This window comes from Clostridium sp. (assembly GCF_016650035.1).
GTDB lineage: Bacteria > Bacillota > Clostridia > Clostridiales > Clostridiaceae > Clostridium_AD.
Window position 1 is genome coordinate 45,064 of the sequence record NZ_JAENWM010000004.1, and the last position, 23,086, is coordinate 68,149.

Annotated in this window: 22 protein-coding genes and 1 pseudogene; 1 reads left to right on the forward strand and 22 read right to left on the reverse strand. The window is 31.1% G+C overall.

The window, feature by feature from the left end; translation table 11 throughout:
- Nucleotides 1-232 precede the first annotated feature (232 nt).
- The 21 genes from ftsZ to JJD95_RS01865 form a co-directional block, all read right to left on the reverse strand.
- Complete coding sequence (gene ftsZ, locus JJD95_RS01765; RefSeq protein ID WP_291639746.1) at nt 233-1,324, reverse strand: cell division protein FtsZ; 1,092 nt, start codon at nt 1,322-1,324, stop codon at nt 233-235.
- Between the two features lie 15 nt (nt 1,325-1,339).
- Nucleotides 1,340-2,581 carry a cell division protein FtsA gene (ftsA, locus tag JJD95_RS01770; RefSeq protein ID WP_291639749.1) on the reverse strand — a complete coding sequence of 414 codons (1,242 nt, stop codon included), beginning with the start codon at nt 2,579-2,581 and terminating at the stop codon, nt 1,340-1,342.
- A gap of 361 nt (nt 2,582-2,942) precedes the next feature.
- Entirely contained in the window at nt 2,943-3,998 is a 1,056-nt protein-coding gene (locus JJD95_RS01775; protein ID WP_291639750.1) for a type IV pilus twitching motility protein PilT, read from the reverse strand.
- Nucleotides 3,999-4,082: 84 nt separating this feature from the next.
- Nucleotides 4,083-4,811, reverse strand: a complete 729-nt coding sequence (gene sigK / locus JJD95_RS01780) for an RNA polymerase sporulation sigma factor SigK (protein WP_291639752.1) — start codon at nt 4,809-4,811, stop codon at nt 4,083-4,085.
- 90 nt (nt 4,812-4,901) lie between these two features.
- On the reverse strand, nt 4,902-6,575 hold the full coding sequence (locus JJD95_RS01785) for a penicillin-binding transpeptidase domain-containing protein (protein WP_291639755.1): 1,674 nt from the start codon (nt 6,573-6,575) through the stop codon (nt 4,902-4,904).
- A gap of 82 nt (nt 6,576-6,657) precedes the next feature.
- On the reverse strand, nt 6,658-7,287 hold the full coding sequence (gene udk / locus JJD95_RS01790) for a uridine kinase (protein ID WP_291639757.1): 630 nt from the start codon (nt 7,285-7,287) through the stop codon (nt 6,658-6,660).
- The gene (locus tag JJD95_RS01795) at nt 7,287-8,510 is read right to left on the reverse strand and encodes a U32 family peptidase (protein WP_291639758.1); all 1,224 of its coding nucleotides are present in this window, start codon (nt 8,508-8,510) and stop codon (nt 7,287-7,289) included. Before JJD95_RS01795 ends, udk begins: the two co-directional genes overlap by 1 nt.
- The gene (locus JJD95_RS01800) at nt 8,510-9,184 is read right to left on the reverse strand and encodes an O-methyltransferase (RefSeq protein WP_291639760.1); all 675 of its coding nucleotides are present in this window, start codon (nt 9,182-9,184) and stop codon (nt 8,510-8,512) included. The genes JJD95_RS01795 and JJD95_RS01800 overlap by 1 nt, the downstream gene beginning before the upstream one ends.
- Nucleotides 9,185-9,287: 103 nt before the next feature.
- A complete protein-coding gene (gene mltG / locus JJD95_RS01805; protein WP_291639762.1) occupies nt 9,288-10,283 on the reverse strand; it encodes an endolytic transglycosylase MltG in 996 nt (331 codons plus the stop codon).
- Between the two features lie 21 nt (nt 10,284-10,304).
- Complete coding sequence (gene typA / locus JJD95_RS01810) at nt 10,305-12,128, reverse strand: translational GTPase TypA (RefSeq protein ID WP_291639764.1); 1,824 nt, start codon at nt 12,126-12,128, stop codon at nt 10,305-10,307.
- 206 nt (nt 12,129-12,334) lie between these two features.
- Complete coding sequence (locus JJD95_RS01815) at nt 12,335-12,787, reverse strand: Fur family transcriptional regulator (protein ID WP_291639766.1); 453 nt, start codon at nt 12,785-12,787, stop codon at nt 12,335-12,337.
- A 124-nt stretch (nt 12,788-12,911) separates the two neighbouring features.
- A complete protein-coding gene (locus tag JJD95_RS01820) occupies nt 12,912-13,169 on the reverse strand; it encodes a DUF1292 domain-containing protein (protein ID WP_291639767.1) in 258 nt (85 codons plus the stop codon).
- A 58-nt stretch (nt 13,170-13,227) separates the two neighbouring features.
- Nucleotides 13,228-13,647, reverse strand: coding sequence for a Holliday junction resolvase RuvX (gene ruvX, locus JJD95_RS01825; RefSeq protein WP_291639769.1), 420 nt, complete (start codon nt 13,645-13,647; stop codon nt 13,228-13,230).
- Between the two features lie 74 nt (nt 13,648-13,721).
- A complete protein-coding gene (locus tag JJD95_RS01830) occupies nt 13,722-13,979 on the reverse strand; it encodes an IreB family regulatory phosphoprotein (protein ID WP_291639771.1) in 258 nt (85 codons plus the stop codon).
- 161 nt (nt 13,980-14,140) lie between these two features.
- Entirely contained in the window at nt 14,141-16,786 is a 2,646-nt protein-coding gene (gene alaS, locus JJD95_RS01835) for an alanine--tRNA ligase (protein WP_291639773.1), read from the reverse strand.
- A gap of 435 nt (nt 16,787-17,221) precedes the next feature.
- The gene (locus JJD95_RS01840; RefSeq protein ID WP_291639775.1) at nt 17,222-18,250 is read right to left on the reverse strand and encodes an AI-2E family transporter; all 1,029 of its coding nucleotides are present in this window, start codon (nt 18,248-18,250) and stop codon (nt 17,222-17,224) included.
- Entirely contained in the window at nt 18,237-18,743 is a 507-nt protein-coding gene (locus JJD95_RS01845; RefSeq protein WP_291639777.1) for a PRC-barrel domain-containing protein, read from the reverse strand. The genes JJD95_RS01840 and JJD95_RS01845 overlap by 14 nt, the downstream gene beginning before the upstream one ends.
- 183 nt (nt 18,744-18,926) lie before the next feature.
- The gene (mnmA, locus tag JJD95_RS01850) at nt 18,927-20,003 is read right to left on the reverse strand and encodes a tRNA 2-thiouridine(34) synthase MnmA (protein WP_291639779.1); all 1,077 of its coding nucleotides are present in this window, start codon (nt 20,001-20,003) and stop codon (nt 18,927-18,929) included.
- A gap of 10 nt (nt 20,004-20,013) precedes the next feature.
- Entirely contained in the window at nt 20,014-20,439 is a 426-nt protein-coding gene (gene nifU / locus JJD95_RS01855; RefSeq protein ID WP_291639781.1) for a Fe-S cluster assembly scaffold protein NifU, read from the reverse strand.
- Between the two features lies 1 nt (nt 20,440).
- Entirely contained in the window at nt 20,441-21,622 is a 1,182-nt protein-coding gene (gene nifS / locus JJD95_RS01860) for a cysteine desulfurase NifS (protein ID WP_291639783.1), read from the reverse strand.
- Complete coding sequence (locus tag JJD95_RS01865; protein WP_291639784.1) at nt 21,615-22,055, reverse strand: Rrf2 family transcriptional regulator; 441 nt, start codon at nt 22,053-22,055, stop codon at nt 21,615-21,617. The genes nifS and JJD95_RS01865 overlap by 8 nt, the downstream gene beginning before the upstream one ends.
- A 181-nt stretch (nt 22,056-22,236) precedes the next feature.
- Here JJD95_RS01865 and JJD95_RS01870 point away from each other — a divergent pair.
- A pseudogene (locus tag JJD95_RS01870) lies at nt 22,237-22,422 on the forward strand (ATP phosphoribosyltransferase regulatory subunit); the annotation flags it as partial.
- A gap of 155 nt (nt 22,423-22,577) precedes the next feature.
- On the opposite strand, the gene JJD95_RS01875 reads toward JJD95_RS01870, so the two are convergent.
- The gene (locus JJD95_RS01875) at nt 22,578-23,078 is read right to left on the reverse strand and encodes a flavin reductase family protein (RefSeq protein WP_291639786.1); all 501 of its coding nucleotides are present in this window, start codon (nt 23,076-23,078) and stop codon (nt 22,578-22,580) included.
- Nucleotides 23,079-23,086 lie beyond the last annotated feature (8 nt).

Consider the following 23,086-nt stretch of genomic DNA (forward strand, 5'->3'; position numbering starts at 1 on the left):
TTTTATTCTTTTATAAACCGCCACTAATTTCCATATTATTTTAAGTACATCATTAAAAAAAACGACCTATATTCTCTAAATTTCACTAACTAGCACTATAGAATGCCTATAGTTAAATTGTTATTGTCATAAATGTAATATTGTCCATTGTAAAACTAAAGTTGTATTAAACGCAAATAAAGTGCCATATAGGCACTTTATTGTTTATTGATCATATTAAAATAAATATGGCTTACTTGTTTTGTCTTCTCAAAAAAGCAGGAATTTCTAAATCTGAAGTTTCATAATCCTTAGTATATGCAACTTCTTCAATAGGCTTAATAGTATCTTTTCCTTTAGACCTAAGTACAGTTTTATTTTGCATTACTTTGTCGCTTTCGAACCCAGTTGCAATAACTGTTATTCTTATTTCGTCTTTTAGACTTTCATCTATAACTGCACCAAATATGATATTTGCATCAGGATCTGCTGCTTCTTGTACAATCTCTGCAGCTTCATTTATTTCAAGAAGGCCTAAGTCTAAACCACCGGTTATATTTAATAGTACACCCGTAGCCCCAACTATAGAAGTTTCAAGTAGTGGGCTTGAAATAGCCTGTTTTGCTGCTTCTTGTGCTCTATTATCACCAGAAGCCCTGCCAACACCCATATGTGCAAGACCTTTAGCTAACATAATTGTTCTAACATCTGCAAAATCTAGATTTACAAGACCTGGTATAGTAATTAAATCAGATATACCTTGGATACCTTGTCTTAAAACATCATCCGCCATTTTGAAAGAATCCATTAAGGTAGTTTTCTTATCGACCATAGTTAGTAATCTTTCATTAGGAATTGTTACTAATGTATCTACAGTATCTTTAAGAGTTTTTATTCCCATCTCAGCATTAATCATTCTTTTTCTGCCTTCAAAAGGAAAAGGTTTTGTTACAACTCCTACAGTAAGTATTCCCATTGATTTAGCAATTTCTGCAACCACTGGTGCAGCCCCAGTACCTGTACCGCCTCCCATGCCTGCGGTAATAAATACCATATCTGCTCCTTTTATTGCTTGTGAAATTTCATCTCTACTTTCTTCAGCTGCTTTCATACCAATTTCTGGATTAGCACCTGCTCCAAGCCCCTTAGTTAATTTATCACCAATTTGAATTTTTTGAACAGCCTGAGAAAGAATTAGGGCCTGTTTATCTGTATTTATAGCTATAAACTCCACGTTTTTAAGTCCCTCGATAATCATTCTGTTTATAGCATTGTTTCCTCCGCCACCACACCCAATTACTTTAATTTGAGCAAATTCTTGAATATCAACATCAAAATCTAGCACAACAATACCTCCTTTTTAGAAAAAATCCGCAAAAAAATCTTTTACTTTTGATGCAAATTTATTATTTTCCTTTTTATTTTGGTTTTTTGACATTTTGAGCTCATCTGACTTCTCAGATAAACTATTATTAAATTTAATATTATTTGCAGCTTGGACAACTATTCCCACTGCGGTAACATATATAGGGCTAGCCGCTCCTACATACTCTGGTGAGCCTATCCTAACTGGTTTATCCAATATGAATTTACTTAGTTCACTAGTACCTCTAAACAAGGATATTCCCCCACCAACTATAACAGCGCCAGAAAGATCTTTATAATATCCACTATTTATTAAGTTTCTTTTAATTAAATGTAATATTTCTTCTACCCTAGCCTGAATTATATCAACTAATAAATTGTTATCAATTTCCATTACATTACTGTAAGAATCCTTAACTCTAATTTTCTCCTCCTCAGTTTCTTTGTCTTTAATTAAACTCCCAAATTTAAGTTTTAATCTTTCACCTTCGCTAAAAGGAACTTTAAGACAAACTGAGATATCATTGGTTATGTTATCTCCACCTAAAGGAACAATAGAAGTATGTTTTAATTTCCCACTCTCGTAAATAGATATATCAACAGTTGCTGATCCAACATCTACTAGTGCTAAACCCATGTCTTTCTCTTCTTTTTTTAACACAGCCTCTGATATAGCTGAAGGCCCCAGTACTATACCGTTAATTTTAATCCCAGCCCTTTGGACACTTTTTAATAAATTTCTAACTACCGTAGATTTTGCCATTACAACTTGTGCTTCAACTTCAAGTCTTAATCCACTCATTCCTCTAGGGTCTTTAATATTGTCATATCCATCAACAATATATTGTTCAGGCTCAACACCTACTACTTCTTTATCGGATGGAATTGAAATAAGTTTAGCTGCTTCAATTACTCTGTCAATATCACTCTGTTTAATTTCCTTGTCTTCAGAAGATATTGCAATCATTCCTGTATTTCTTATTAGTTCACAAATACCTCCAGGTAATGATATATATCCTTCACTGATTTGCGTATCTGTCATACGCTCGAGTTGTGTTACACATTGTTTTATAGCTTCAGCTGTATTATCAATATCAATTACAACTGATTTATTTAAACCACTACATACAACTGATGTAATGCCTATAATCTGAAGTTGTCCATTACTACTAATTTTACCAACGGCTCCACATATTTTTGAAGATCCTAAATCAATTCCTACTATATGTTCATTCATTAAGTCTATCCTCCTCTCCTAAGAGAAACCTTAAGTTTATATATTCAACAAAAAAATAAATTCTCCTCTTATTTAAATCAATTATTTAAAATGTTTATTAAAAATTTAAATATTTCTCACATTTATAAGCTTTTTTAGTAATATATATAATTTCAATTTGTAATTAGTAAATTATATTAAATTTATGATTAAAGAGTTGAATTGCTCCTATACGTAATTATAGTAGCAATATATAAATTATGCAATCTTTTGTTCAGTAATTTTATTGAACTTTTGCAACCTTTATAATTTATGATTATTATTGAAAATAAAGCTAAAAGCTATAGTCTATCTATGCTTATAGCTTTATTTAAATTTTGCACTAAAGTGATAACATTCTTACCATCATTTCAGTATCTACTGAGTAAGTCATTGCATCATCTTTAGATATAATTCCTTTTTTAAATAAATCTGCAACTGACGTGTCCATAGTTTTCATACCATATTTTCCTCCAGTCTGAACACAGGACTGTAGTTGATGAGTCTTACCTTCTCGAATAAGGTTTTGGATTGCTGGAGTAGATATCATAATCTCAAGAGCTGCGGCTCTCCCTCCATCATTAATTTTAGGGATTAATTGTTGAGAAACGATTCCTTGCATTACTGAAGCTAATTGAACTTTAATTTGTTGCTGCTGATACGGAGGAAAAACATCTACTATTCTATCTACGGTTTTTGCAGCACCTATGGTATGTAACGTAGAAAAAACTAAATGCCCAGTTTCAGCAGCAGTAATAGCAATGGAAATAGTTTCAAGATCTCTCATTTCGCCTACTAATATAACATCCGGATCTTCTCTAAGTATAGCTTTTAGTGCATTTTTGTAATTCTTACTGTCTTTTCCAATTTCTCTTTGATTAATAATAGATTTATTGTGTTTATGCAAATATTCAATAGGATCTTCGAGTGTTATAATATTACAGGCCCTAGTAGTATTTATTTCATTAACCATAGCCGCTAGTGTAGTACTTTTACCACTTCCCGTAGGACCTGTTACTAAAACTAATCCTCTTTGTTTTGTAGTAAGGTTCCTAACAACCTCTGGGAAATCTAGCTGTTTCAAAGTAGGTATTTTTAACGAAACTACTCTAATTGCTATAGTATCGCTTCCTCTTTGCTTGTAAACATTAACTCTAAATCTTCCAAGACCGAAAATGGAGTAAGAAGTATCAATTTCTCCTATTTCACAGTATTCCTTATAGGCATCCTCTAAAATTTCTCTCGAGTAATTTTCAGTATCATCTGGAGTTAATTTATCTTTTCCTACTTGTATTAGATGACCATTAACTCTAATAACCGGAACAGAACCAACTGTTAGGTGCAGATCCGATGCATTTTCTTCCGTTGTTTTTTCTAGTAATTCACTAAGTGATATCATTATTTTTCCCCCTGTTCAGTTAATGAAACTTCTTAAATTTATATATTCGACAAAATTATATGATTATCCTTTTTTTACTACTTATTATAATTTATTAGTACTATTTATCCTAGTTTTATTGGTATTATTCAATTCTCTATAAAGCTTTTTCAAAGCCCTTTTTTCAATTCTAGACACATAGGATCTAGAAATTCCTAGAATCAATGCAATTTCTCTTTGAGTTCTAGGGTTACCATCGAGTAACCCATAGCGCATTTGAATTATTATTTTTTCCCTATCCATTAACGCTACGTTTATCTTATTATAGAGTTTTTTAATTTGTATCTTATTTTCTACTATCTCAATGATAGAATCCTCATCACTACTTAATACATCCATAAGGGATATTTCGTTGCCCTCTTTATCAATTCCAATAGGATCCTGAAGGTAAACTTCACCTTTAGTTTTCTTATTATTACGAATAAGCATAAGTATCTCATTTTCTATACACCTTGCAGCATAGGTAGCAAGCCTTGTTCCCTTATTTGTATCAAAGGAATCGATAGCCTTAATAAGCCCCACAGTTCCAATAGATATAAGGTCATCTACATCCTTTCCTGGGTAGGAATATTTTTTAACTATATGTGCAACTAGTCTTAAATTTCGTTCAACAAGTATTCCTTTAGCTAGTAAATCGCCTTCTTTTAGCTTTGTCAAATATAATTTCTCTTCTTCTTCACATAGGGGCTGTGGGAATGAACTACTACCCGTTATATAAGCTGTTAAAAATGTAACATTGGAAAGCATATCTAATAAACAATTCATGAAAAACACGGATGTTCCTCCTAATAGTGCTTATAATATAATATGATTTATTTTAACAATATTGCATGTACCTAAAATTTATTTTTATTTTCCAACTTATTATTTAATATTTTTAAGTGTTTTAAACGACTCAATTATTTCCTTAAAAATTGGGGCAGCTGTTGTCCCTCCCTCCTCGTCATTTTTACCTTCAATATTTATATCAATATCAGGCACAAATACAACCATAGAATAATTTTTACCATTCAAATTAAAAAAGCCAACAAACCACCCATCAGAACATTCTTCACCATTATCAATATACTCAGTGGTTCCAGTTTTTCCACCTATATCCATACCTTCAATGTATGCCTGTTTCCCTGTGCCCTTGGTTACTACATCCATCATAAAATATTTCATTGTTTCTGCTGTTTCAGATTTTAATACCTGTGAAGTTTTATAAGCAATTCCCTCTAAAACTTCATTAGTATCATTTACATATGCTTCTATTATGCTTGGCTGAACATATATCCCCTTGTTTATAATAGTATTAGGAATGTTAATAGCTTGAAGGGGTGTTATTCTATCAGTTTGGCCAATAACAGACTGACTTATATTTCCATCATCCGCTGATAAATTCACCTTAACACTATTCTCATAATGCAGGTTTAATATCTTACTTAATAGTCCTTGTTTTTCTGCATAATCATATATATTTTCAAGGCCTACCTTCGAACCTATTTGAGCATATATGTCGTTAGAAGAATCATAATAAGCCTCTCCATGTGTATATTCATATCCATTTCCATGCTTATCTAGTTTCTCAAATGATTTACCATCCACTGTAAATATTTCATTCTTGTCTATTATATCTAGGTCTAGCCCAGCTTCTGACACAATGGTTTTAAATATAGATCCTGGATAGGCTATTCCTAAATTCACATTATTCAGCGTATCATCCTTTTGTGCCATTGCTCTTATTTTCCCAGTCTGACTTTCCATTAGAACAACGCCAATTTGTTTATATTTTTTTTCGTGAAGAATAGCTTCAACTTTGTCTTGAATTTCTTTATCTAAAGTAAGTCTTACATTAACATTGTTTTCTGGATAAATAATTTTGCCTTCAGATATTTCACCATCCACTTCTTTATCAAACCTAATTTTTTCGAATTGATTGTTTTTAGTTTTATTATATATTTGCATTTCTAAAGATTCAGCATCTTTGAATACAGGATATTCAACGTCTTTCTTATTGTATTTGGGATTAGTCAATAAATTTTCTATTTTCCAATATCCATCACTAATGAACTCATTTACAGCATAAGTATAAAAGCCTTTTACACCTTCGATATCTTTAATCTTATCATAAGTTATTTTATCAATTTTATATCTTACCTTTTCAAAACTACCATTTCCTTCAATATTGTCTAAATCATAGTTCTTATTATAGTTTCTTAAAGTAATAGTTAAAGCTTCCATATCGTATTTGCTAGTGTATTCATTAAATCTGAAATAATCCACTGGATCAATAACTGCAGTGTAGTTCATTTCATAATTTAAAAGATTGTTTCCATTACGGTCAAGTAATTTATAGGATGTGCCATATTTTTCATCTATTGTATATTGTGCATTAAACATCGCCTTTAAAGGCTCGGCTTTAAAATACATGTGATTTGAAATTTTCCAGATTAATAAACAAAAGAAAAGTATAAAGATAATCATCGTTATCCAAATTCTTTTTCGAATTTCAGTCTTATGATTTGAATTCCCAAAGATATCATTTCCACTATACATAAAAACACCTCACCTAGACTAATTCTCGCCTATAATGAGATGTTATATACTTTATATTTGGTAATATATTTATATTCATTTTTTATTTTTGATGTTTTTGAAGTATTTGACTTATGTTTGCGGTAATTATATCGATAGCTACTTTATTCTGTCCACCTTCTGGTATTATAATATCAGCGTGCCGTTTAGTAGGTTCAGTAAATTGTTCGTGCATTGGTTTAACAACTTTTAAATATTGATTTATAACAGATTCTGTTGTTCTACCTCTCTCATTAATATCCCTCACAAGTCTTCTTATAAATCTCACATCTGCATCAGTATCTACATATATTTTAATATCTAGCATATCACGAAGAATTTTTTCCTGAAGTATAAGAATTCCTTCAACTATAATAATTTCTCTTGACTGCACAATTTGTGTTTCTTGTATTCTATTATGAATTTCAAAATCATATATGGGTTTTTCGACAGTTTGTCCTTCTAAAAGAAGATTTAACTGAGAAACCAAAAGTGTAGTATCAAAAGCATCTGGGTGGTCATAGTTGGTTTTGACTCTTTCTTCAAAAGAAAGGTTACTTTGATCCTTATAATAAGAATCCTGTTCAATCATAGCAATACATGTTGAATCAAAATGTTTATAAATTTCTCTTGCAATAGTGCTTTTTCCTGAACCTGTTCCCCCTGCTATGCCTATTAAAATCGGACGATGCATTATTTTTCCTCCTTAGATTTTATAAGTATATCATTCTCGCAAAGATTTTCACATGTATTTACAGTAAACAACATCTGAGCACTTGGAGCAGAAGCTATGCTCTCTCCTTTAGAATTTCTCATATCATTAAGCGAAATTGAAACATTATCCCCCACAGGCCTTAATACCTCCACAGTATCACCCTGAAACACCTTATTTCTTTGCTCTATTAATGCAATATTGCTTTCTTTATTGTATCCCCTTACAATTCCAATAATGTCATAGTTTCTAATATACGAAGAAGATTCATATATCTGCTTGTTTGGATCTCCAAAGTAGAACCCAGTATAAAATTGTCTATGGCTAGGTTTTAGGAGATTATCCATCCATTTTTGCTTAAATTTATAATTTATAGGATTAGCTATATAATTATCCACAGCGTCCCTATATGATTTACATACAGAAGCAACATAATATGAGCTTTTCATTCTTCCTTCTATCTTAAAGGACATTATACCTGATTCCATAAGTTCTGGTATATGTTCTATCATGCATAAGTCCTTTGAATTCATTATATAAGTACCTTTATCATCTTCAATTATGGGAAAGTATTCCCCATCCCTTTTTTCTTCCACTAAAAAATATTTATATCTACATGGCTGAGCACATTGTCCACGATTTGCATCTCTTCCTGTCATATAATTTGACATCAAACACCTTCCGGAATAGGACATGCACATAGACCCATGAACAAAAGCTTCAAGTTCACAAGTATCAGGTAACTTTTCTCTAATTTCTTTAATTTCTTTTAGCGATAATTCTCTTGCAAGGACAATTCTTTTCACACCTTGCTTATGCCAAAAAATAGCAGATTTATAGTTTACATTATTAGCTTGTGTGCTTAAATGAATTTCTAAATTTGGTACAACTTCTCTAGCTGTCATAATAATACCCGGATCAGATACAATGATAGCATCCGCACCTAATTCATATACTTCTTTTAAGTAATCCTCTAAACCATCTAAATCCTCATTATGAGCAAATACATTTAAAGTAACATACACCTTTTTTCCTCTTAAATGTGCAAAATCTATACCTTCTTTTAAGTCTTCATTACTAAAATTATCTGCAAAAGCTCTCAAATTCAATTTACTTCCACCTAAATAAACTGCATCTGCGCCAAAATTTATAGCTGCTTTTAATTTTTCTAAATTACCTGCAGGTGCTAGTATTTCTGGTTCCATTAGCTCAATTCCTCCTCTTTGCTAGCTGTACTTTTTCTCACAGTAACTGAGATTCCATCTCCCATTGGTATTACAGAAGTTATAAGTTCATCATTATTAGATACTAATTCTAAATAACTTTGCATACGTTTTATTATAGTGATTTTTCTACGCTCAAAAAGTGCTTTAGACGCAACCATCCCCCTAAAAAGGACATTATCTGCAATAAGGACACCTTCTTTGCTTAATAGCCTAAGACAGTGAGGCAGAAAATGATTATAGTGACCTTTACCTGCATCTATAAAAATTATATCATATTCACCTTTGTGATTTTCTAAAATTTCAAGGCAATCTCCCTTAAGAACAGTAATTTTATTTCCCAGTCTGTATTTTTCTATGTTAGCTTTTGCAATCTCTATCATTTTTTCGTCTCTTTCAATAGTCGTAATTTCACATGTGCCACCAGAAGCTAGATTCATTAAAATAGATGAATATCCTATAGCAGTACCAAGTTCTAAAATCTTTTTAGGTCTATTTATGGTTATCATAAGTTCTAAAAATTTGGCTGTTTCCTTTTGAACTATAGGAACTCTGTTTTCCATAGCAAAATTTTCAAGCTCTTCTAAAATGCCATTACTGCTTGGAATTAATTCTCTTAAATATTGTTCCATATAATCATATGTTATCCCACTCATTTAATTCCCTCCAAAAATTCATTAAAACACATGCAAATAAATAACAAGTCAAAAAACAATTTTCTTGACTTGTTATTTATTTGCATGAGACTAAAACACAGCATTAAAATCCTTGTGTTATACCTTTTTCCTTCATGAATTTTTTATAGTCATCTGTAAAATAATGTTTTCCATCATTAGTGGAAACAAAATACAAATAGTTTGTTGTAGCAGGAGACAAGGCTGCTTTAATAGATTCTTTCCCTGGGTTACAAATTGGTCCTACGGGAAACCCTTTTACTATGTAGGTGTTATAAGGTGATTCTATTTCTAAATCTTTATTTAGTAGTTTATCCTTGTGTATACCTAGTGAATATAAAACTGTAGCACAAGATTGTAACTTCATGTCTATTTTTAATCTATTATAAAAAACAGATGCTACATTAACTCGTTCATTCTTATCTCTAGTTTCATTTTCAACGATAGATGCCATTATTATTAAATCATCTAATTTCTTCATATCTATAGTTTTTTCTTTGTTTAATTCAATTATTGTAGTATCAAATTTATCCAACATGGATTTTATTATTTCATTTCCACTCATACCAACTTTAAAATCATAGGTAGCTGGAAAAAGAAAACCCTCCAAATTATATCTTCGGTTTTCTTTTTCAACAATATAAGTTGGTAGCTTATACGTTTTACAGCTGTCTATAAATTTTTCTTTACTAATTATGCCTTTTTCCTCTAGCAACTTTGCAATACTATTTATATCATATCCTTCTGGCACCGTTACTTTAACTATATCTTCATCATTTCCAGTTGATAAAATAGTTGTTAGCTCAGTAACTGTAGCATCTTTCGGAATAAAAAACCTTCCAGCGTGAACATTTGACACAATACTATTTGTTTTGATATAAAACTTTAAAACACTCGAATTTTTTATAACCCCATTTTGGTTTAAATCATCTAATATACTATATAGAGTATCTCCACTTTTAACTGTAACATGGACATCTTTATCAGTTTTAATAGGATGCTGTATTATTTTTTTATATTGATAATTACCAAATAATATGCAAACTACTAAAACTACAATTAATATACCAATCTTTTTCATTAAACCACCCCATAGTTTAAACTATTTGTTTGATTTACTGCTTGCTCTTTTTCTTTCTCCTGAGTCTAATAACCTTTTTCTCATTCTAATGTTTAGAGGAGTAATTTCAACTAACTCATCTATAGAAATAAATTCTAAGCACTGTTCTAGTGTCATTTGTCTTACTGGAACTAGTTTTGGTGATTCATCTGCTCCTGAAGATCTAGTATTTGTTAATTGTTTCTTTCTACAAATATTTATCTCCATATCTCCAGCTCTTGCACATTCCCCTGCAATCATTCCAGCATATACAGCTACTCCTGGAACTATGAAAAGAGTACCACGATCTTGAGCATTAAATAATCCGTAAGTTACTGACTCGCCACCTTCAAATACAATTAGTGATCCTCTACTTCTATCTGGAATCTCACCTTTATATTTATCATAACCATCTAGAACGTGATTCATTATTCCATTACCCTTGGTATCAGTCATAAGTTCACTTCTAAACCCAATTAACCCTCTTGAAGGTATTTTAAATTCTAATCTAGTGTATCCATTTATAGCAGAAGTCATATTAACCATTTCTGCTTTTCTAGGTCCCATTTTTTCCATTACTACGCCCATAAATTCTTCTGGCACGTCAATTGTAAGAAGCTCTATTGGCTCTGTTTTATGACCATTTTCCTCTTTAAATATTACATTTGCTTTTGAAACTTGGAATTCATATCCTTCACGTCTCATAGTTTCAATTAGAACTGAAAGATGAAGTTCTCCTCTTCCACTTACTTCAAAACCATCATCAATTTCTTTTACTCTTAAACTAACATTAGTTTCAAGTTCTTTCATAAGTCTATCCCTTATGTGTCTTGATGTAACATAAGTCCCTTCTTGACCTGCAAAAGGAGAATTATTAACCATGAAATTCATAGTTAATGTAGGCTCATCAATTTCAATGAATGGAAGTGCCTCTGGTTCATTAATATCTGCTATTGTTTCTCCTATGTTTATGTCTGGAATACCAGAAACTGCTACGATATCGCCAAGCATTGCTTCTTCAGTTTCTTCTCTTTTAAGACCATTGTAAGTGAAAAGAGCTGAAACTTTAACATTGTTTATTGTGCCATCTTTTCTTATAAGTGCTATTTGTTGATTTCTTTTGATTGTTCCTCTTTCGATTTTACCGATTCCAATTTTACCAACATACTCATTATAATCAATAGTTGAAATAAGCAGTTGAAGTGGCATTTCTAAATAACCTTCTGGCGCTCTTACATTTTTTACTATAGATTCAAATAATGGTTCCATGTTGTCACTTACTTCATCAACTTCTAATTTAGCATACCCTTCTCTAGCAGAAGCATAAACCACTGCAAAATCTAATTGTTCATCATCTGCTCCAAGTTCAACAAATAGGTCAAAGACTTCATCAAGTACTTCTGTTGGACGAGCATCTTTTCTATCAATTTTGTTTATAACAACTATTGGTTGAAGGTTTAATTCTAATGCCTTTTTCAAAACAAATTTAGTTTGTGGCATTGGACCTTCATATGCATCAACTACAAGAAGAACACAATCAACCATCTTAAGTACTCGTTCAACCTCTCCGCCAAAGTCAGCGTGGCCAGGAGTATCAACTATATTTATTTTAATTCCATTATGCATTACTGCTGTATTCTTAGAAAGAATTGTTATTCCTCTTTCTTTTTCTAAATCATTTGAGTCCATTACTCTTTCTTGTACTTTTTCATTTTCTCTAAAAACATGACTTTGCTTAAGTAGGCAATCCACTATTGTTGTCTTGCCGTGATCTACGTGGGCAATTATTGCTATATTTCTAACGTCATTTCTTGTAAATAAATTCATATTAATTAATCCTCCAATTTTTTTTCGTGTGTTTAAAATTTTACACAAACGAAAATTGGATACGTCTTGCAGCATCCAATTTCCGCATTACTATACTTATTCTAATATTATGTAACAAAAAAGTCAACTAGTCAGATTATTCATTATATTATTACCAAATGATAAATCTACTCTAGTTGAATTATTTAATATTTAACTAAACTAAATTATTTTTCTAAACATTTATCACAAACCCCATAAAATTTCAAACTATGATCCTCAATTTTAAAATTGTACTGTTTTTCAACAATTGACTCTAGCTCGTCAAGTAAGTCTCCCTCAACTTCTATTACCCTACCACAGCGTTTGCAAATTAAGTGGTGATGTTGATGAATTTCCTCTTTATGGTTAAGTTCATACCTACTGCACCCATCGTCTAGGTCAAGCTTTCTGATTGTACCCATTTCTTCTAAAAGCTGAACTGTTCTATAAATTGTAGCAAGCCCAATTTCTGGGCAATCACTTTTAACCAAGTCATATAGTTCTTCAGCTGTAAGATGGCTACCTTCACTTTTAATTATGCCATTTAAAATAGCTCTTCTCTGTGGAGTAAGCTTATATCCTTCTTTTTTTAAATTTTCCTTTAAACTCTCAATGCTCTCTAGAGATAACTTTGGCATAAATATCCCCCCTTTTTGTATAACAATTTACTTTCCCCATAAATTCAAATTACATTATTATAATTTAAGTTTAATACTTTATTAAGATATTGTCAATTGATAATCATTTAGATGCAAAACCAGCTTAAAGCTCTTCAGAAAAAACTGCGTCATAAGCTTGTGAAATCATTTCAAACTCCTCGTCATCTTCTACTGTAACTAATATATCATTACCTTCTGCATCCTTATCAACTCTAAGTGCAACTGCATCAATATCCTCTTCTCCAGTTGGTGCAACTATAACATATTCTTTATCTTCGATATCTAATTTAGTTATAACATCAAATTCTATTTCATTACCTTCTTCATCGTTCAACATTATTGTTTCAACATTGTTATCCATTTTAATTTCTCCTTTCAAATTGTATAATTAGTATTAATTCTATATTTTGAAAAAACACTTATAGACGTGTTCCCAAACTATCTAAATATCCCTGCAAAATGAATGTAGCTGCAATTTTATCTACAATCTTCTTTCTTTTCGCTCTAGATAAATCACCCTCGAGCATTACTCTATTAGCAGCTACCGTTGTTAATCTTTCATCCCACATTTTTACTTCTAAATCCAATGTTTCTTTAAGTTTGTCACAAAAACGTTGAACTTTTTCCCCTTGTGGTCCTATAGTACCATTCATGTTTTTAGGAAGTCCAGATACAATAGTTTCTACATCATATTTCTTGCATATCTGTGCAATTTCTTCAATATCTACAACTATACTTTTCCTTTTTATTGTTGTAATTCCTTGTGCTGTTAATCCTAAAGGATCACATACAGCTACCCCTATTGTTCTGTCTCCAATATCTAAGCTTAATATTCTCATTCACATACTCCTTTAATAATAACTAATTAATCTACAACATTAACATTAAAAAATAAAATGCCCCTAAGGACATTTTATTTTTTAATGTCTAGATAAGATTTTAAAACCTCTTCTAATATTTCATCCCTCTCTAGCTTTCTTACAAGCGCTCTTGCTCCATTATAGTTCGTTATATATGTTGGATCCCCAGAAATTAAATATCCTACCATTTGATTTACCGGATTATAACCCTTTTTTATAAGCGAATTATAAACGTCAGTCAAAATAGTTTTTGTTAAATCTTTTTTATCTTTTACAAAATCAAATTGGACTGTATTTTCATTAGTATCCATTCTATACACCCCTTCCCTTATTATGCACTAACTATTGTAAAATGCACCATTATGCGATTTATACAGTTTCTTAGTTACAATAAGTTCCATACTTATATTCTAACATGGATTGAATTATATCTTATTAGTTATATTATAAAACAATTCTTACAAAAAGTATACTATTTTACCATTGTTTCAATTATAGATGGTACATTATTTATGGCTTCTTCTAATTTTTCAGGAAGTTTTCCACCTGCCTGTGCCATATCCGGTCTACCACCGCCACCGCCACCAGCTATTTTAGCAACTTCTTTAATTATTTTCCCGCAATGGATCCCACTATCTATTGCGGATTTAGATGCCATAGCAACAAAGTGAACTTTATCATTTGTGGTACTTCCAAGGACAACTACGCCGCTTGCAAGTTTATCTCTAAGTTTATCTGCTAAATCTCTTAAGGCATCCACTTCTGTATCTTTTACGATACCGCAAATAACTTTAACACCTTTAACATTTTTGATATCATCTAAGATTTCTTCACCTGAAGAAGAAGCTAATTTACCTTTTAGTAATATTATTGCCTTTTCTTTATCTTTTAATTCTGTCAATTGAACTTGTAGCTTATTTAATATATCTTTTTCTGTACATTTAAGTATATTCGCAATGTTTTTTATTAAATAGTTTTTATCTTCTATATATTGGATTGATTTATTACCTGTTATAGCTTCAATTCTTCTAACACCAGCGGCAACTCCAGCTTCAGTTAAAATTTTAAACAGCCCAATTTCTCCTGAGTTTTTCACATGAGTACCACCACATAATTCCATGCTAAAATCCCCTACAGAAATCACTCTAACATCCTCTTGATACTTTTCGTCAAAGAGTGCTATAGCACCACTTGTTTTAGCCTTTTCTATAGTCATAACATTCGTTTCAACTTTATATACTTGCATAATATTATGATTTACAATCATTTCAACTTCATTAATTTCCTCCTGAGTTAATGCAGAAAAATGAGTAAAGTCAAATCTTAATCTGTCTTCATCCACATAAGAACCTGATTGATGAACGTGATCACCTAGAACTCTTTTCAGTGCTTCTTGAAGCATATGAGTTGCAGTATGGTTTTTACAAACTGCAGATCTTTTATCCTTATCAACCACAAGTGTTACTAATTCATCCTGCTTAAGTGAGCCTTCCATCATCTTTATAAAGTGAACTACTTTACCAGAAGCATTCTTTTGACAATCGTAAACTTCTGCTTTGAAATTCTCATTAAAAATAATTCCACTATCAAAAGTTTGTCCTCCCATTTCAGCATAGAAAGGAGTAACATCTGTTACAATAATGCCCTTTGCTCCCTCTGAAAGTTCTAAAACAAGTTCTTCTCCGCTAATTAAAACTTTAGCTATAGATTGGAGCTCTGTTTTATCATATCCATCAAATTTTGTTACAATATTTTTAGGAATTATATTTAATTTACTTTCTCCACTACCCATATAATTCGAATGAGACCTAGCATTTCTTGCTCTTTGCTTTTGACTTTGCATTTCGCTGTTAAAGTCCTCTAAATTAATTTCAATACCTGCCTCATCTAATATCTCTTCCGTAAGTTCATATGGAAATCCAAAAGTGTCGTATAATTTAAAAGCTTTTTCTCCACTTAAAATATTAATATTATTGTTTTTAAGTTCTTCTATATAACCTCTTAAAATATCCATACCAGAATCTAAAGTTTCTGAAAATCTTTCCTCTTCAAGCTTTATAATCTTTTTAATATATGAAGCTTTTTCTTGTAATTCCGGGTATGCTACAAAAGAATTTTCAATAGCAGTGCTACAAAGCTCATATAAAAAATTATTTTTAACTCCAAGTAATCTACCATGTCTTGCTGCACGCCTTAGTAAACGCCTAAGAACGTAACCTCTCCCTTCATTAGATGGAAGTACACCATCGCTTATCATAAAGGTTGTGCTTCTAACGTGATCTGTTATAACACGAAGGGATACATCATCTTTATGGGTTACTCCATATTTAACCCCTGAAATTCTTGAAACTTCTTGTAGTATGTTTTTTATAGTATCTACTTCGAAGATACTATTTTTACCTTGCATTATAGCAGCGATTCTCTCAAGACCCATTCCCGTGTCTATGTTAGTATTTTTTAATATGTTATATTTACATTGTGCATCTTTATCAAATTGAGTAAATACTAAATTCCAAAATTCTATTACTCTATCTTCATTACCTGCTTTAACAAATTCTTCAGCAGTTTTTATTTGTCCTAGTTCTGTATTTCGATCAAAGTGTATTTCAGAATTTGGTCCACAAGGCCCTTGACCTATTTCCCAAAAGTTGTCTTCTTTTCCAAGTCTAAAAATCCTTGTAGCATCAATATCAGTGCTTTTACTCCATATATCAAAAGCTTCATCATCCTCTATGTATATAGTTACATATAAATTTTCTTTTGGTATATTTAAAACCTCTGTTACATATTCCCATGCCCATGGAATAATCTCCTCTTTAAAATAATCTCCAAATGAAAAATTTCCAAGCATTTCAAAGAAAGTACCATGTCTTGATGTTTTTCCTACATTCTCAATGTCTCCTGTTCTAATACACTTTTGACAATTAGTTATTCTAGTACTAGGCGGTGTTTGAATTCCAGTAAAATACGGTTTAAGTGGTTGCATTCCTGCGTTTACAAGCAACAAACTATTATCATTCTTAGGTACTAGAGGAAAACTCTCTAGTCTAAGATGACCCTTGCTTTCAAAAAAATTTAGAAAGGATTCTCTGATTTCATTTAGCCCTAAATTATCCATAATATCTCCTCCATTTATCACGTTTTCGCACGTGTAATTTAAAAAATCGCGATTTTTTATATATAAAAAAAACCTCACTCCCCCAATCCAAGGGACGAAAGTTTTCCGCGTTACCACCCTAATTATATAACTATATAATTAATATAAACTAATTATATTGCAATATCTCTCAAGTAAATATGGTTCAAAGATAGCTTCAATATATTTAACAAGAAGTTTTCACCATACACTTCCTCTCTAAATGTTACAATTTATTTACTAGTTCTCATCATTACCAAATATTAAATTTCATTTATATATTATAGCATATTTAACCATGATTCATCAATAAATCCAATTTATATTTTAAAATATATTTGTTATAGATATTTAAGTTGCAGATATTTATATTTTTAATTATCACAAATAAAACAACTAATATTTTATTTGTGATAATTAAAATAAGTAGTAGTTTAAGTCCTCGTACACGACTTTAATCATTACTCCTAGAGGCACTGCAAGTATCATACCTAAAATACCTCCAACCTTTCCCCCTATAAGCAATAATAATATTACTGTTAAAGGGTGCATACTTATACTATCTCCAATTATTTTTGGTGATAGTATATCCCCTTCAATTTGTTGAAGTATAAAAAAACACACCACTACGTATAAAGCTGTTTTAGGCGAAATCAATAGCCCTATTAAAATAGCAGGAATCACCCCAAATATGGGTCCAAAATAAGGTATTATATTTGAGATTCCATTTATCAAAGAAAGTATTAGTGGAAAATCAACTTTCAGAAATATTAAAATGAAAAAAGTAGCAACAGTTATGAATCCACATAAGAACAGTTGACTTATAATATATTTCCCAAGGACCTTATCAATGTCCTCTATAATTTTCTTTATTACATTTCTGCTCTCAGGAGGAAAAATTATTAAAGCTTTATTTATCATATTTTCACTATCACATAAAAAGTAATATATTATTAAAGGCGAAACCATGTAAGTTATTATATTTTCAGAAAGGCCCATGATAGAATTTAATCCACTATCAATTATTATAATTATCTGTCCATTTGCTTTGTTGTATATGGTGGTTATAATACCACTCATAATTTTATTTTTGTTTAGCACCTTTATCTTGGAATTTGCATGGGTCAAGTACTTTCCTAAATCGTTTATTGACTTATATAGGTTAGAACCTTCTCTAAATATAGATGGAATAACCAATATAAAAGTTAATGATATTATACCTACTAACCCCAATATTATTAAAGAAGCAGCTATTCTTTTATTTATACCTTTGTTAATTAAAACCATATATATAGGTTTTAGTAAATAAGCCACAACAAAGGAAATAAAGGTTAAATTTATTAATTGTTTAATAATAGGTATTCTAATAGCCCTATTAATTAGCAATATAAAAAGAGTAATCCCGATAATAGTAATAACCAGTTTTCTTTTATTAATTTTTTTCATTTGCATTTACCTTTACAAAGAAGTTATGTGGCATGCTTTTAAAGGAATATTCCTCGCAATTTGGAAGGTATAAAAGATTTTCTTCTCCGAGTATAAGTTCATTTATTAGCATTATTCTTTTCCCTCTAATTAAATTCGGGATAAATCCTGAAGAAACTATAACCCCTTTTATTTCAAAGGTATCATATGTAAAAGTAATATCCTCAACCATACCAAATATATTGCTACATTTATCTATTACATCCATATTAATAAAGCTATGTAAACATAAACATTTATTAGACTCTACTTTTTTAACTACCATATGCTTATTAAAATATATTATGTCTTCCTTTAACACGCTTACATTCTTGCGGAAAAATTGATATGGAGATACCAAGAATCCAATTACCTTTCCACAATTAAAATCTATTAACAGATCTTTAATAAATCCGATTCTCTTACCCTCAACAGTTACCACATCCATGAATTTAAAATCTTTACTTTTAAACATACTATCTCCTATATTAAACATCATATTTTTTTTTAGATATAGTTATGATTTACAATTAGTTTAAAAGTTATTACATAAATTAATATTATTTTAAGTTATCACTCTTTTTCCTACGATTATAGAGGGATACCTAGTTTTACAACTAGACATCCCTCTATAATCGTAGCTTTATTTATATTTAGTCTATAAAATTTCTTCTATTATTCCTCCACCAACTACTTTGTTTTCTAAATAGAATACCACTGATTGACCCTTGGTTATAGCCCTTTGTTTTTCATCAAATACAACTTTCATCCTATTGTTTTCTAGCGGAATTAAAGTAGCGAGTTGTGGTTTTGCAGAATATCGAATCTTAGCTGTAACTCTTAACTCCGATTCAACCTTATCAAACATTATAAAATTCAGATCTTTTGCTACTAGTGTAGTTTTAAAAATATCTTCTTCGTCTCCTAAAATCACTTGATTAGTTAGAGGATTAATATCAGTTACAAAAATAGGTTTGCCTAGAGCTATCCCTAGTCCTTTTCTTTGTCCTATAGTATAGTACACTATCCCCTTATGTTTTCCTAAAACCTTCCCTTGCTTATCAACAAAGTTACCTGGCTTAATTTCCCTACCACTATATTTCACAATATAAGCTCCATGGTCATTATCAGGTATGAAGCAGATTTCTTGACTATCTTTTTTTCTATAAACTTCTAGTCCGATTTTCTCTGCAATCTTTCTTATCTCTGGCTTAGTATAGTCCCCACAAGGCATCAAAGTGTGACTTAATTGCTCCTGAGTTAAACTATATAGCGCATAGGTTTGATCTTTTTTATCATCGTCCGATTTTTCAAGTAAATATCTACCATCAATTTTTTCAATTTTAGCATAGTGGCCTGTGGCTATATAATCAGCTCCAAGTCCCTTTGCTTTCCTTAAGAATTCATCAAATTTAATAACTTTATTACATACAATACATGGGTTAGGTGTTCTACCTTCCATGTATTCATCAATAAAATTATCAATAACATTTGTCTTGAAAACATCCTTAAAATTCATAACATAAAAAGGTATGTCTAGTACATCCGCAACTCGTCTTGCATCATTAGCCGCGGAAATAGAGCAACATCCACTTTCATTTTCTTCATAATCAGGATTATCTGGAGAGAGTTTCATCATAATCCCTATAACTTCATAGCCTTCTTCTTTTAAAAGATAGGCAGCTACAGAACTATCTACTCCCCCACTCATTCCAATAACTACTTTTTTTCTCATTTAATATCCCCTATTCTCCGTGCACCTGTGCGTGTATGTCATCGTGTGCTTTGTAATCCCATACTTCAAGTCCAGCTTTACTTCTATAGTCATTAATTGCTTTGTGAATAGCTTCTTCAGCAAGAACCGAACAATGCATTTTTATTGGTGGCAGACCATCTAATGCTTCAGCTACAGCTTTATTTGTAAGTGTCCATGCCTCATCTACAGATTTGCCTTTAATAAGTTCTGTAGCCATGCTTGAAGATGCTATAGCAGATCCACAACCAAAAGTTTTAAATTTTGCATCTATTACTATATTATCTTCTACCTTCAAATAAACTTTCATAATATCTCCACATCTAGCGTTACCAACTTCACCAATTCCATCAGCATTTTGAATTTCTCCTACATTTCTTGGGTTATTAAAATGATCCATAACTTTATCACTATACATATTATTTTTCCTCCTTCAAAAAGTCATCCCATAATGGCGACATATCTCTTAGTCTTTTTACAATTTTTGGTACTGTTTCTATTACAAAGTCTACTTCTTCTTCAGTAGTAGCATCTCCTAAACTAAGTCTTAAAGAACCATGGGCTATTTCAATTGGAACCCCTATGGCTAGCAAAACATGAGATGGATCTAAAGATCCAGATGTACAAGCACTCCCGCTTGAACCTGCAATACCATTCGCATCTAAGAGTAATAGTATAGATTCGCCTTCTATAAATTTAAAACAAATATTAGAATTACCTGGAAGTCTATTTTCGGATATAGGTCCATTTAATTTTGAATATGGTATTTCTAATAATCCATTAATAAGCTTATCTCTTAAATAAACTAGTTTTTTATTGTTGTCATCCATGTTTTGGGTAGCAAGTTCAAGAGCTTTACCAAGGCCTACTATGCCTGCCACGTTTTCAGTACCTGCTCTTTTATTCCTTTCTTGGCCACCACCATGTATTAAATTCTCTACCTTAATACCTTTTCTTACATATAGTGCTCCCACTCCCTTAGGTCCATAGAATTTATGAGCGGCTAAGGATAATAAATCTATATTCATTTCCTTTACGTCTACTGGAATATGACCTACTGCTTGAACTGCATCTGTATGGAATAATATTTTTTTACTTCTACATAATGCTCCAATTTCTTTTATTGGCTCTATTGTTCCAATTTCATTGTTAGCAAACATTATTGACACTAAAATAGTTTTATCTGTCATAGCATTTTCTAAATCCTTAATATTAATAAATCCATATTCATCTACAGGTAAATAGGTAATTTCAAATCCGTTTTTAGCTAAGTATTCACAAGTATGTAGCACAGCATGATGTTCAATAACTGTTGTTATTATATGATTTCCCTTTTGCTTATAAGCAGACGCAATGCCCTTTATTGCAAAATTGTCTGCTTCCGAACCTCCTCCGGTAAAGTAAATTTCATTTTCATTAGAATTTATAGCTTTTGCTACCTTATCTCTAGCAATATCAATTGCTTTTTTAGTTTCTCTTGATAGAGAGTAAATTGATGAAGGATTACCAAAATATGTTGTAAAATAAGGAATCATCTCTTCTAAAACTTCTGGTTTAGTATAAGTGGTTGCAGCGTGGTCCATGTAAATTGATTTATTCATTATTTTTCACTCCTTTTATTAGTGCTATTTCATTGTAATCATCCACAATATCTTTTAAAGTTATTGTGGATGTTACACTATCTATGCTAACTTGAATTTTTTTCCACAATAATCTAGTTGCACAACAGTCAATATTATTGCATGCTCCGTCTTCTAGGCAATTTGACACTTCAATCGGACCTTCAAGTACGTTAATAACATCTTGTATAGTTATTTTCTCCGGCGCTCTATTTAGAATATAACCGCCTTGAGCTCCCCTTATACTTTTAATAAGTTTGGCCTTTTTAAGAGAAGAAAATAATTGCTCTAAATAATATTCTGAAATATTTTGCCTTTGGGATATGTTTTTAATAGATACCGGTTGCTCTCCATAATTTATTGCTAAATCTACCATGGCTTTAACCCCATATCTTCCCTTAGTAGATAATTTCATTTAACCACCCCTTTAAAGTAGAGTGTTTTACTATACTTTATAAATACATAATATCAAACCCCAGTAATCTTGTCAACTATAAATATGATCTTTTTAATTATTATTTTCAAAGGCAATCAATTATTGAAAGATTTGATTATATATAGTATAATTTTAAAAAAGCTTTGGAGGTAAAATATGAAAAACTTATGAGAGCTTCGGATTTTTGCCTATAGATACACCAGTAATAGAGAAATCCGAGATTTTACTAGCAAAAGGAGGCGGAGAGACTGAAAAACAAATTTACAGATTTACTAAGGGTAATACTGATTTATCCTTAAGATTTGATTTAACCGTGCCCTTAGCTAGGTATGTGGCCCAAAATTACATTAAAATAAGGTGTCTGTTTTGAATATATTATTAATATAAAAGACTCACAAAGCCACTCATGATCATGGCTTTGTGAGTCTTTATTAGAAAAAGTGTAACTGCAATTTATATAATGCACACTAGGAAATTCTTATATTGATCTATTTGTGTTTTCTACTTAATGTAAGTTGTTACTATTTCTCCATAATACAAAGTATGGTAATCACCATCTGCATAGGAGCTTTCTACAATATCTCTTGAAAGAAGCTTAGGATTCATATCCTGTTTATATACAATTTTACACTCATAATGAAGTTCACATTCACCAATTATCGGAGTAGCAACATTTCTACTATCATCTAAGGTTAATTTACATTCCTTAAATTTATCAATGTCTCGGCCTGATTTACTTCCACAAACTGCTAATGCATTCTTTAGATCTTTACTTAAGGGTATACTCACAGTAAAGTCATCTGAATTTTCTATAAGATCATGAGTATATCTCGATTTTCTTACCAAAACAGTAAAGATAGGTCTATTCCATTCATATCCCACATTTCCCCAACTTATAGTCATAGTATTAATTTTCCCACCAGATTTCACTGTTAAAAACGCGCCCTGAGTATGTAAAAAGTTCATACCTTTTTCTAAATTTTCCGTAAAATTAATTTTCATTATAACCC

Coding starts and splice junctions, on each gene's coding strand:
- ftsA (WP_291639749.1), bottom strand. CDS start 2,581: ATGAATGAACATATAGTAGGAATTGATTTAGGATCTTCAAAAATATGT.
- JJD95_RS01775 (WP_291639750.1), bottom strand. CDS start 3,998: ATGATATCACTTAGTGAATTACTAGAAAAAACAACGGAAGAAAATGCA.
- JJD95_RS01785 (WP_291639755.1), bottom strand. CDS start 6,575: ATGTATAGTGGAAATGATATCTTTGGGAATTCAAATCATAAGACTGAA.
- udk (WP_291639757.1), bottom strand. CDS start 7,287: ATGCATCGTCCGATTTTAATAGGCATAGCAGGGGGAACAGGTTCAGGA.
- JJD95_RS01795 (WP_291639758.1), bottom strand. CDS start 8,510: ATGGAACCAGAAATACTAGCACCTGCAGGTAATTTAGAAAAATTAAAA.
- JJD95_RS01800 (WP_291639760.1), bottom strand. CDS start 9,184: ATGAGTGGGATAACATATGATTATATGGAACAATATTTAAGAGAATTA.
- mltG (WP_291639762.1), bottom strand. CDS start 10,283: ATGAAAAAGATTGGTATATTAATTGTAGTTTTAGTAGTTTGCATATTA.
- typA (WP_291639764.1), bottom strand. CDS start 12,128: ATGAATTTATTTACAAGAAATGACGTTAGAAATATAGCAATAATTGCC.
- JJD95_RS01815 (WP_291639766.1), bottom strand. CDS start 12,787: ATGCCAAAGTTATCTCTAGAGAGCATTGAGAGTTTAAAGGAAAATTTA.
- JJD95_RS01820 (WP_291639767.1), bottom strand. CDS start 13,169: ATGGATAACAATGTTGAAACAATAATGTTGAACGATGAAGAAGGTAAT.
- ruvX (WP_291639769.1), bottom strand. CDS start 13,647: ATGAGAATATTAAGCTTAGATATTGGAGACAGAACAATAGGGGTAGCT.
- JJD95_RS01830 (WP_291639771.1), bottom strand. CDS start 13,979: ATGGATACTAATGAAAATACAGTCCAATTTGATTTTGTAAAAGATAAA.
- alaS (WP_291639773.1), bottom strand. CDS start 16,786: ATGGATAATTTAGGGCTAAATGAAATCAGAGAATCCTTTCTAAATTTT.
- JJD95_RS01840 (WP_291639775.1), bottom strand. CDS start 18,250: ATGAAAAAAATTAATAAAAGAAAACTGGTTATTACTATTATCGGGATT.
- JJD95_RS01845 (WP_291639777.1), bottom strand. CDS start 18,743: ATGTTTAAAAGTAAAGATTTTAAATTCATGGATGTGGTAACTGTTGAG.
- mnmA (WP_291639779.1), bottom strand. CDS start 20,003: ATGAGAAAAAAAGTAGTTATTGGAATGAGTGGGGGAGTAGATAGTTCT.
- nifU (WP_291639781.1), bottom strand. CDS start 20,439: ATGTATAGTGATAAAGTTATGGATCATTTTAATAACCCAAGAAATGTA.
- nifS (WP_291639783.1), bottom strand. CDS start 21,622: ATGAATAAATCAATTTACATGGACCACGCTGCAACCACTTATACTAAA.
- JJD95_RS01865 (WP_291639784.1), bottom strand. CDS start 22,055: ATGAAATTATCTACTAAGGGAAGATATGGGGTTAAAGCCATGGTAGAT.
- JJD95_RS01875 (WP_291639786.1), bottom strand. CDS start 23,078: ATGAAAATTAATTTTACGGAAAATTTAGAAAAAGGTATGAACTTTTTA.